The 10,138-nt window shown below is 34.9% G+C and carries 10 protein-coding genes and 1 other RNA gene; 5 read left to right on the forward strand and 6 right to left on the reverse strand.

Translation table 11 applies throughout. The features are described 5' to 3' along the window. Positions 1-37 precede the first annotated feature (37 nt). The 4 genes from ACIQ1E_RS07725 to ffs all read right to left on the reverse strand — a co-directional run bounded on the left by ACIQ1E_RS07725 (position 38) and on the right by ffs (position 2,043). Positions 38-268, reverse strand: coding sequence for a ferredoxin family protein (locus tag ACIQ1E_RS07725; protein ID WP_396170227.1), 231 nt, complete (start codon positions 266-268; stop codon positions 38-40). A 213-nt stretch (positions 269-481) separates the two neighbouring features. Next, on the reverse strand, positions 482-985 hold the full coding sequence (locus ACIQ1E_RS07730; RefSeq protein ID WP_396170228.1) for a hypothetical protein: 504 nt from the start codon (positions 983-985) through the stop codon (positions 482-484). Between the two features lie 46 nt (positions 986-1,031). Next, complete coding sequence (locus tag ACIQ1E_RS07735; protein WP_396170230.1) at positions 1,032-1,835, reverse strand: SDR family oxidoreductase; 804 nt, start codon at positions 1,833-1,835, stop codon at positions 1,032-1,034. Positions 1,836-1,945: 110 nt separating this feature from the next. Next, positions 1,946-2,043, reverse strand: an RNA gene (ffs, locus tag ACIQ1E_RS07740) — signal recognition particle sRNA small type. 88 nt (positions 2,044-2,131) lie between these two features. Here ffs and ACIQ1E_RS07745 point away from each other — a divergent pair. Together ACIQ1E_RS07745 and hutI are read left to right on the forward strand one after the other, a co-directional pair. Continuing rightward, a complete protein-coding gene (locus ACIQ1E_RS07745; protein WP_396170231.1) occupies positions 2,132-3,187 on the forward strand; it encodes a glutaminyl-peptide cyclotransferase in 1,056 nt (351 codons plus the stop codon). A gap of 12 nt (positions 3,188-3,199) precedes the next feature. Next, on the forward strand, positions 3,200-4,438 hold the full coding sequence (gene hutI, locus ACIQ1E_RS07750) for an imidazolonepropionase (protein WP_396170232.1): 1,239 nt from the start codon (positions 3,200-3,202) through the stop codon (positions 4,436-4,438). A gap of 48 nt (positions 4,439-4,486) precedes the next feature. Here the strand turns inward: hutI and ACIQ1E_RS07755 are convergent, their stop codons facing one another. Next, entirely contained in the window at positions 4,487-5,377 is an 891-nt protein-coding gene (locus ACIQ1E_RS07755) for a hypothetical protein (RefSeq protein ID WP_396170234.1), read from the reverse strand. Positions 5,378-5,473: 96 nt separating this feature from the next. Between ACIQ1E_RS07755 and ACIQ1E_RS07760 the strand changes: the two genes are divergently transcribed. The 3 genes from ACIQ1E_RS07760 to ACIQ1E_RS07770 all read left to right on the forward strand — a co-directional run bounded on the left by ACIQ1E_RS07760 (position 5,474) and on the right by ACIQ1E_RS07770 (position 8,781). Then, entirely contained in the window at positions 5,474-6,529 is a 1,056-nt protein-coding gene (locus tag ACIQ1E_RS07760) for a formimidoylglutamase (RefSeq protein WP_396170240.1), read from the forward strand. Between the two features lie 332 nt (positions 6,530-6,861). After that, positions 6,862-8,121 carry a DEAD/DEAH box helicase gene (locus ACIQ1E_RS07765; RefSeq protein WP_396170235.1) on the forward strand — a complete coding sequence of 420 codons (1,260 nt, stop codon included), beginning with the start codon at positions 6,862-6,864 and terminating at the stop codon, positions 8,119-8,121. A gap of 192 nt (positions 8,122-8,313) precedes the next feature. Continuing rightward, positions 8,314-8,781, forward strand: a complete 468-nt coding sequence (locus ACIQ1E_RS07770; protein ID WP_396170236.1) for an Hsp20/alpha crystallin family protein — start codon at positions 8,314-8,316, stop codon at positions 8,779-8,781. Positions 8,782-8,802: 21 nt separating this feature from the next. Here the strand turns inward: ACIQ1E_RS07770 and ACIQ1E_RS07775 are convergent, their stop codons facing one another. Beyond that, positions 8,803-9,963, reverse strand: coding sequence for a response regulator (locus ACIQ1E_RS07775; protein WP_396170238.1), 1,161 nt, complete (start codon positions 9,961-9,963; stop codon positions 8,803-8,805). Between the last annotated feature and the right edge of the window lie 175 nt (positions 9,964-10,138).

The following is a 10,138-nucleotide window of genomic DNA, read 5'->3' on the forward strand; positions in this document are numbered from 1 at the left end:
AATTTTAATTCAGGCATCTTATTAAAGGTATAAATGGTTATGTCGAAACTTTTACTCTATAGACTGTAATTGCTCTATCAGGACAAACAATGCCACAATTGGTGCAGCCATTGCAAGCTTCGGGGTTTTTCATAAAGGCGTAATGGTATCCTTTTCTGTTGACTTCAGTTGACATCGCAATCACATTATCCTGACAAACAGGAATACATACTTCGCAGCCCTTACACACTTGAGTATTTACGACTATAGCCCCTTTTACTTTTGCCATATCAACAAATTTATAGATGAATAATAGACCATAATTTAATTATTCTCAAAGGTAAGATATGTCTATTGCAATTAAAATGATAAATATCATATTTACCATCTTTTGCATAGCTACCTATATGTGCCTTTTTGGGATTAAAAAAACCCGCTAAATTTTGCATTTAGCGGGTTTCTGTTTGATTTCAAATTGATTAGCAAAGCACTGAATGGTCAATTATTTGGCATTGACTATGTTTTCAATGTTTTTTCTGTATTCTTTGCTTTTTTGTTCAGATATTTCATAAACTACATCTTTTTTTCCTGTATTAATAACAACCTTTTTTAAATAATGTTTTAACGATAACTCGGGTGGACTTTTCATATTTAAGGTGCAAGCTCCATCAAAGTAGCCATCGCTTTCTATAGTTTCAATTTCAGAAACTTTTGATCCATCGCTAAAAACAACCGAAATTGTCATCACTTCATTCAAAGTTGTGGTAAAAAAACCATCCATAACTAACATCAAATGATAGGTATTTTTCAACTCTGGTCCTTTAAATTCGTGACGTGTTATATTGTACTTTAGCCCTTTGGCCAAGGTTGGAAATTTTACCGAACAATCTAGTTCGAAACTGGCTACATCGCCCGATTCGTCTACCCTAGTCACAATTTTGGCAACCTGCGCTTGAATTACTACAGTTGTTAGTAAAAGCGCTATTGATAATAAAAGCTTCTTCATAGCTATCTTTATTTAATTTTTTAAAATATTTAACTTGGGATGCAATTTACAATTTATAATGGTTCATTAACATTTTCTCATAAACTTTATCGGGCAATATTCTTTTCAATACAATCGAAAATTTCTGCATAAAAGCCCCCACCTTGTAATGAATTCTTGGGTTTGGAGTTTGGATGATGGCATAAACGGCTTCTGCCATTTCATTCGGGTTACTACCACTATCTACGTGTTCATCCATCAATTTTAGTGTATTGCCATACGGAATTTCATAAGCAGAACCCTGAATTAACGGAGCGTGAAAGCGTCCCGAAGCTATATTTGTCGCGAAATCGCCAGGAGCTACATTCGTAATCTGAATTCCCATCGCTTGTACTTCCATTCGCAAGGCTTCGGTAATCAATTCTAAAGCTCCTTTTGAAGCGGAATAGACGCTGCGATACGGCAAGCCCATATAGCCCGCAATAGAAGTAATATTGATAATCAAACCTGATTTTTGGGAACGCATTTGTGGTAAAACTGCCTTCATCACTTCGATCGGGCCAAAGAAATTAGTCTCAAAATTATTCCTGATCTCCTCTGTTGGAATTTCTTCCAAAGGCCCTGTAATCCCGACTCCAGCATTATTGATTACAATATCCAATCTTCCAGAAACAGCAATAACTTTGGCTACTGCCTCCTGAATTGAATCTATATTTCGAACGTCTAAAGAAACTAATGGAAAAACCGAATTCAACACTCGTTCTGGATTCCTGCTGGTTCCATAAACCACAAAACCTTTGTGATGCAAAAATTCGCCTATAGATTTTCCAATTCCTGAAGAACCGCCTGTGATCAAAACTACTTTGTTCATTGTTTGCATTTAGATAGGGGTAAAAATAAAAAAATCTTCCCAAAGGAAGATAAATAAAGTATAAAAGATTGCTTTGCTTCGTTTCTCGCAACTCCTCGCAATGACATAAAAAATGGCAAGCGACCTACATCGCACCGCTCAACCACGTACCCTTGCTATGTTCCCATCCTGGGGGATTCTGCAGGAGCTGGTCGTGTAGGACTTGCCGGCGCAAATATACAATCTTTTTATATTTTTGCAAGGACTTTGCTGCTATAAAAATATCGTTGTATATTGCATCGACAAAATTTCAATTTATGAAAAATTATAACTTCCTATTTATCATTTTATTAGGAATAGCTTTGGCTAATTGTGGCGGTACAAAAAAAGGTGAAAATTCTATATTTACTTTCGATGATTCGAAATATAAAGGCAAATATCAATCCCAAGAGTCATTGAATTTAGGTATATTAAATACCAATTCAAAAACAGTAGATAGTGTTGTTTACTTTAATAACGACGTAAAAATAGGTTCCAATAAAGGACTTGAGAAACTAACTTTCAGTCTAAAAGACCAAAAATTAGGATACCAAAACCTGAAAGCGGTGGTTTACTTTGAAGGCGAAAACTCCATTGCGACTACAAGAATCGAACTGGTTTCGAGTATAACGCCCAAATTATTAAATTATACTATTGTAAATACGTACCCACACGATACTGAATCCTATACGCAGGGATTAGAGTTTAATAAAGATACATTATATGAAAGTACAGGCTCTGGAAACAATTGCAAGTCGTATTTAAGGAAATACGATTATAAATCAGGCGAAATATTCAAACAAACAGATCTCGATCCTATGTATTTTGGCGAAGGAATAACTATTGTCAACAACCAAATTTTCCAATTGACTTGGCAAAATAAAACAGGTTTTATCTATAATGCCAATACATGGAAACTTGAAAAAACATTTACTTATGAAAAGGATATTGAGGGTTGGGGAATAACTAACGACGGAAAAAACATTTATCAATCGGATGGCACTGAAAAAATTTGGACGATGAATCCAGCAAATCAAAAAATGATTGACCATATCAATGTCTATTCAGCTGATGCGAAAATTAAGTCAATAAATGAACTCGAATGGATCAATGGAAAAATCTACGCCAATATTTATCAAAAAGATGCTATTGCTGTGGTAAACCCTGCCACTGGTGCCGTTGAAGGGATTTTGGATTTTTCAGCTTTACGAAAATCAATACAATTCCCACAAGCCGAGGTACTCAATGGAATCGCTTACAACCCAAAAACAAAGACTATTTTTGTAACTGGCAAACAGTGGGAAAAAATGTTTGAAATCAGAGTTTCGGAATAATTTCCAACCCAAATGAAAACGCTAATCATCAACATCAAGGAATTACTTCAGGTACGAGACGCTTCGGTTTTGAAAGTTTCCGGTGCTGAAATGGCTGTTCTTCCCACCATCAAAAATGCTTTTCTTCTGATTGAAAATGATTTAATTGCCGGTTTTGGTTCAATGGCAGACTTGCCGAAAATAAATGCCGATAAAATTATCGATGCGGACGGAAAAATGGTTTTGCCTGCTTGGTGCGACTCGCACACTCATATTGTTTATGCTGGCAATCGCGAACAGGAATTTGTGGATAGAATTAATGGCCTTTCCTATGAAGAAATTGCCAATCGTGGTGGTGGAATTCTGAATTCAGCCAAAAAACTCAATGCAACATCTGAGGAAGAAATCTACAACCAATCCAAACTTCGATTGGAAGAGATAATGCTTCTAGGAACTGGAGCTGTCGAAATAAAATCGGGATACGGACTTTCCGTTGAAGGTGAGTTGAAAATGCTTCGCGTTATACAACGATTGTCACAAAATTATCCAATTACTATAAAGGCTACTTTTCTGGGTGCCCACGCTTTTCCCTCAGCATATAAAACCAATCGAAAAGGATATATTGATTTGATTATTGATAAAATGCTTCCTGAAATCGCCGCAGCAAATTTAGCTGATTATGTCGATATTTTTTGTGAAACAGGTTATTTTACAGTAGCCGAAACCGAACAAATTATGGCAGCCGGAATCCGTTTGGGTTTACAGCCCAAAATTCATGTGAATCAATTCAATTCTATTGGTGGAATTCAGGCTGGAATAAAATACAATGCGCTTTCTGTTGATCATCTGGAAGTGATGAAACCCGAAGATATTGAAGCCTTAAAAAATACACAAACAATGCCAGTGGCTTTGCCTTCGTGTTCTTATTTCCTCGGAATTCCTTATACTCCAGCCCGTGAAATGATAACTGCTGGTTTACCAATGGCACTCGCTAGCGATTTTAATCCCGGTTCCACTCCATCGGGAAATATGAATTTTGTGGTTTCAACGGCTTGCATCAAAATGAAAATGACTCCCGAAGAGGCCATCAACGCAGCAACTCTAAACGGAGCTTATGCTATGGGAATTTCAGAAACCCACGGAAGTATCACCATTGGCAAAAAAGCCAATCTCATCATTACTAAACCTATTTCTTCCTATTATCAGTTGTCGTATGCCTTTGGAAGTAATTTGATTGAATCTGTACTTATTGAAGGAAAGGTTTTCACATAAAAAAAGAGGAACATCGCTGCTCCTCTTTCTCTATTAATCTAAAAACCACTATTTCAAAGTGAAACTTGTTTTAGAAACCAATTCGCTTTTGTCGAAAACATTCACGAAATAAGCTCCTTTTGCAAAGTCTTTACCTTTTAAATCTTCAGAAACATTTACAGTTTTATTTTCGTATTTTACTTTAGAAATAAAACTATACGTTAATGATTTTTCACCAAAGTTTACGGTTTGTTTTTCGCCAAGAACATTGTTTTTGCTATCGATAACTTGAACATAATATTCTTTATCTCCAGATTTTGCAATTTGGTTTTCAGCAATGGTGAAACTTATCTTAAGAATATCGGCTGCACCTGCTCTTTCTGTTGCTATCTGTTTTCCTGAACTTCTTAGTTTGTAAGCAGCGGTTTGCATATTTAAAACAGTCAATTTAGAACCTTTTTCTACTGTTTTTGACAAATCTTCGTTTTGACCTACTAATACTTCGTTGTATTTTTTGGCTTCACCCAAAACCACTACAGTACTATCGCGCTCATTGGTCAAGGTTTTGTTTTGCTTTTTCAAGCCTTCGTTTTCGGCCATCAAAGACTTCATATTGCTTTCCAATTTAATGTATTGTGCTTTGTATTTTGACAATGAAGCTACATCACCCTTTGATTTTTCTAAATCGTTCATCAATTGAACCACTTTGTCTCTTTCCTTCACTAATTCCTCAGACATAGAGGTGTTTTCTGCAATAGCGGCATCATAAGTTGCCTTTAATTCTTGCAAATCCTTCATCACTGATTCTTTTTCAGTTGTAGTTGTTGTAAGAACGGTTTGCACTTGCTTGACTTCTGTCGATAATTTATAAATATAAGCTAAACTACCTATCAATAGGAATGCTAAAACTCCTATAATTACCTTTAAACTTCCATGCGAATTGTTTTGTTGATCTTCCATTATTTCTATTATTTAATTACACAAATTTAACAATTTTAATTGAGTACAACAACGGATTCTAAACATTTATATTATATTTGGGAATTATATTTTGATATGGAAAAACTGATCCCTTTTACAATAAATGACCTTGCAAAAGTTACTAGTCACCGCAGTGGCGAAATAAAATTTGGGGAAAAAATGTTGACTATTCCCAAAGGGGTAGATCCTGCGGTTTATTTGGCCACTTGTGAAGCAAAATATGTCTTGTTTGGCATTCCAGAAGATATTGGAGTACGAGCCAATTTTGGTCGACCTGGAGCTGCTTCGGCTTGGGACTGCGCCATTGCAAGTATTGCCAATATTCAACACAACCGCTTTTGCAAAGGCAATCAGATATTGGTTTTAGGTAAATTGAATGTTCGGGAAGAAATGAAAGAAGTGGAACATTTGGATTTTAACGATATCGACGACCGATCCAAACTAAATCAACTTGTTGAAAAAATAGACAAAGAGGTTTCACACATCATTTTCCATATCATAAAAGCGGGTAAAACGCCCATTGTGATTGGAGGTGGACACAATAATTCTTACGGAAATATAAAAGGAACGGCTCTTGCCAAAGGAAAACCAATCAATGCAGTAAATTTTGATGCTCATTCTGATTTTAGAATTCTAGAAGGAAGACACAGCGGAAACGGTTTTTCGTATGCTTATGAAGAAGGTTTTCTTAAAAAATATTTTATTTTTGGTTTGCACGAAAATTACACTTCGAAGAATGTGCTCGATATACTCAAAAAAATGGATGATCGGGTCCGCTTTACCACCTACGACAGTATCAATATTCGAAAAGAAAAGAATTTTGATGAGGAACTAAATCAAGCCTTAGAATTTATCAAAAATGACTTTTACGGTGTGGAAGTCGATTTAGATGCTATTCCAAACATTGCTAGTAGCGCAATGACTTTAAGTGGCTTTTCGATCGAAGAATTAAGACAGTTTGTTACTTTCTTTGGAAAAAATAAAAATGCAACTTACCTTCATATTTGCGAAGGTGCTCCCGATTTATGTTATGAAAAAAACAACCATCTGATTGGCAAACTCATCGGATACTTGGTTACAGATTTTATAAAATCTAAAAATAGTTTGTTACCTCCAAAACATATTGTTTAGCAAATGAACTTGCTCTAAAACAGGGCGTTCGCTTTTAAAAATTTTTAGCCACGAATTTCACGAATTAGCACTAATTCAAAAATAATAAAAACAAAATAGCACTAATTTTCTCTATATTTAAAATGAATTTGTGTAATTTAAGGACATCAAAATTCGTGTTTATTCGTGACTCGAACAATCGTGAACAGGCGAAGCAAATTCGTGGTTTCTTTTTTTTCTGTTTTAAAACCGAACGCCATGCGCTAAAAAGGAGTAAACGAGCATCAAAAATAATAAACCTATCTTTGCGGTATTATCCAAGCACAAATTATTAGCTATTTAATCCCATAAATATGTTATTCGAAGATTTATCACTTTCAAAAAGTATCCAAAGAGCTGTATTTGAAGAAGGCTACACCAACCCTACTCCCATTCAAGAACAAGCCATTCCGCTGGTTTTAGCTGGTAGAGATCTAATTGGTTGCGCACAAACTGGAACTGGAAAAACAGCTGCATTTGCTATTCCAATAATTCATCAGTTGCACCGAATTGTAGGTTCATCGAAAAAAGCTAAGGAAATTAGAGCTCTAATTGTTACTCCTACTCGAGAATTAGCAGTTCAAATTGGGCAAAGTTTCGATACTTATGGTAAGTACACTAACCTTGTGCAACTCACAATTTTTGGTGGCGTTTCACAAGTACCACAAGTAGATGCGCTTCGCAATGGTGTTGACATTCTAATTGCTACTCCCGGAAGATTGCTCGATTTACACAAACAAGGATTTATCACATTAGACCATCTACACACTTTAGTCCTTGACGAAGCCGATCAGATGCTGGATATGGGATTCATAAATGATGTCAAAAAAATTGTAAAATTGACCCCAAAAAACAGACAAACATTATTGTTTTCGGCTACAATGCCTATTGCTATTCGAGAATTGGCCGAAATGTTTTTGCAAGATCCTGAAAAAGTGGAAGTCTCACCTGTGTCGTCTACTGCCCAAAACGTAGAACAACACGTTTATTTTGTCGAAAAAACCGAAAAAAGAAACTTGTTGTATCATTTAATTAAAAATCAAAATTTATCGGATGTATTGGTTTTTTCAAGAACAAAACATGGTGCTGACAATGTGGTTAAGGCTTTAAGAAAAAAAGATATTCCTGCCGAAGCCATTCACGGTGACAAATCACAAAATGCCAGACAACGTGTTTTAGATGCGTTCAAAAACAAAGAAGTAGGCGTTTTGGTGGCAACAGACATTGCCGCTCGTGGAATTGATATTGACCAGTTACCTTATGTTATCAATTTTGATTTACCTAATATTCCAGAAACCTATGTTCATCGAATTGGGAGAACTGGTCGGGCTGGAAATGAAGGCATCGCGATCTCATTTTGCGGCAAAGACGAACACCAATATTGGAAAGACATTCAAAAACTGATCAAAGTCGATGTCAAAACAATTAGTGACCACCCTTATCCTTGGCATTCTGGAAGTCCAGAAACCGCTCCAGGTGGATCTACAAAACCAAATAACTCCAACCGAAGCGGTGGAGCTCACAAATCAAGAAAATCGAACGTTTCGAAACAAAATAAAAAACGCTGGTATTAAGCCCTTTTAAAATTAATAAAAAAAAGCATCTTTTAGTCCTAAACTGAGAGGTGCTTTTTTTTAGATATTATTATTAGTAAACTTCTTGTTATCAGGTATTTGAGTGTTAATTATTTGTTATCACAAAGATAATTTATTCAAATATTAACTAACTTTATTATGCACAATTAACAACTATTTAAATTCATTATCATGAAAACTTTAGTTAAAAAAGACGGCTTGTTTCCGTCATTAGAAAACAAATCAATCCATAATTTTTTTGATGATTTCATTACAAAAGATTTATTTGATTGGACCGACAGAAATTTTGCAGCTTTAGGTAGTAATTTACCTTCTGTAAATTTAAAAGAAACCGATACTAAAATTGAAGTTGAATTAGCCGCACCTGGCATGAAAAGAGATGACTTCAAAGTAGAAATCGACAATGACATCTTAATGATTTCTTCTGAAAAAGAGGATAAGAAAGAAGAAGTTAACAAAAAAGAAAACTACATCCGACGAGAATTTAATTATCAAACTTTTAGTAGAACTTTTAGTTTACCTGAAACTATCGATGAAAACAAAATTGAAGCTACTTATAAAGATGGTATTCTTCACGTTATGATTGGCAAAAAAGAGGGAATTCAAAAAAGAAGTCTAAAATCTATTCCAATCAAATAATAACTTAAACTAAAAACGCTGTCAATAGACAGCGTTTTTAGTTTTTTTGATTTGGTCATTAATAACCTGAAATAGCTTTAAAGGCTCAAAAGGTTTTATCATTATATCATTCATTCCTGCTTCGATGGCTTCTTCTGTAATTTCGTCTTTGGCGAAAGCCGTCAAAGCGATAATAGGTGTTTGGATTCCTTTGTAACGGATTTTTCGAGTCGTTTCGAAACCACTAATCAAAGGCATATTAATATCCATCAAAATAACATCGAAAACATCTTTATCAAGAACATCCAAGGCTTGATACCCATCATCTACAATAAAGCAAGTGCAATTGTATTTTTCGATTATTTTCTTGGTTATAGTCTGGTTGATTTTATTATCCTCGACAACTAATATTTTAAAAATTTGACCGGTACTCAAATCAACTTTAATATTATTGATGATTTCATTTGTTTTATCGGGATTATGGTCGAATGCAATGGTGAAAATAAAAGTGGTACCTACACCTACTTGACTTTCGAGAGTAATTTCACTTTTGAAAAGATCTAATAACCTTTTTACAATGGCTAGACCCAAGCCGGTTCCTTGATAATCATTTTCGTTACGCCCAATTTGAACAAATTTTTCGAAAATCTTCTCCTGGTCGGCAGAATCAATCCCTACTCCATTATCCGCAATTTGAAACTCAATAAAATTAGCATTGTTTTCTACTTTAACCAAATTGGCGCTCACAATTACTTCACCATTTTTGGTAAATTTCAAAGCATTGCTTATTAAATTCATCAATACTTGAGCTAGACGCAGTTTATCCCCAATCAAATACTCAGGAATGGACTTATCTACCTTAACAATTATCTTGTTATTATGACTTTGGGCTATAAAAGAAAGTGCGTTTTTGACCAAATTGATCTCATCCGAAATATTGAAGGTTAAGTTTTCGAGAACAATTTTATTTTCTTCGATCTTATTGATTTGAAGGATATCGTTTACTAGTGATAAAAGATACCGCGCAGAAAATTTCAGTGAATTAAGATGCGGACTCTGGGCCAATTCTTTATGCTCGTCTAATAATAAATTGGTGATACCTATCACGCCGTAAAGAGGAGTTCGCAGTTCGTGACTAATCGTCGATACAAATTGAGTTTTGGCCTGTGAAGCTTTCTCTGCATTATCTTTTGCAATAATCAATTCTTCGTTGGCAATAGTAAGCTCGTGATTTGCCTTTTTCTTGAAATTAAAATTTGTAACTAATCAGTCTCAAATATAGGGATTTTATTTCATGTCAAAATGACGTGAAATAAAATTCGAATTCATGCCACATAGTCATTGGATTTATTAGGTGAATCTTTTTATATTTTGTACT

Origin of the sequence: Flavobacterium sp. (genome assembly GCF_044348915.1) — a bacterium.
In the GTDB taxonomy this organism is placed as follows: domain Bacteria; phylum Bacteroidota; class Bacteroidia; order Flavobacteriales; family Flavobacteriaceae; genus Flavobacterium.

Coding starts and splice junctions, on each gene's coding strand:
- ACIQ1E_RS07770 (WP_396170236.1), top strand. CDS start 8,314: ATGAAAACTTTAGTTAAAAAAGACGGCTTGTTTCCGTCATTAGAAAAC.
- ACIQ1E_RS07745 (WP_396170231.1), top strand. CDS start 2,132: ATGAAAAATTATAACTTCCTATTTATCATTTTATTAGGAATAGCTTTG.
- ACIQ1E_RS07735 (WP_396170230.1), bottom strand. CDS start 1,835: ATGAACAAAGTAGTTTTGATCACAGGCGGTTCTTCAGGAATTGGAAAA.
- ACIQ1E_RS07755 (WP_396170234.1), bottom strand. CDS start 5,377: ATGGAAGATCAACAAAACAATTCGCATGGAAGTTTAAAGGTAATTATA.
- ACIQ1E_RS07730 (WP_396170228.1), bottom strand. CDS start 985: ATGAAGAAGCTTTTATTATCAATAGCGCTTTTACTAACAACTGTAGTA.
- hutI (WP_396170232.1), top strand. CDS start 3,200: ATGAAAACGCTAATCATCAACATCAAGGAATTACTTCAGGTACGAGAC.
- ACIQ1E_RS07725 (WP_396170227.1), bottom strand. CDS start 268: ATGGCAAAAGTAAAAGGGGCTATAGTCGTAAATACTCAAGTGTGTAAG.
- ACIQ1E_RS07765 (WP_396170235.1), top strand. CDS start 6,862: ATGTTATTCGAAGATTTATCACTTTCAAAAAGTATCCAAAGAGCTGTA.
- ACIQ1E_RS07760 (WP_396170240.1), top strand. CDS start 5,474: ATGGAAAAACTGATCCCTTTTACAATAAATGACCTTGCAAAAGTTACT.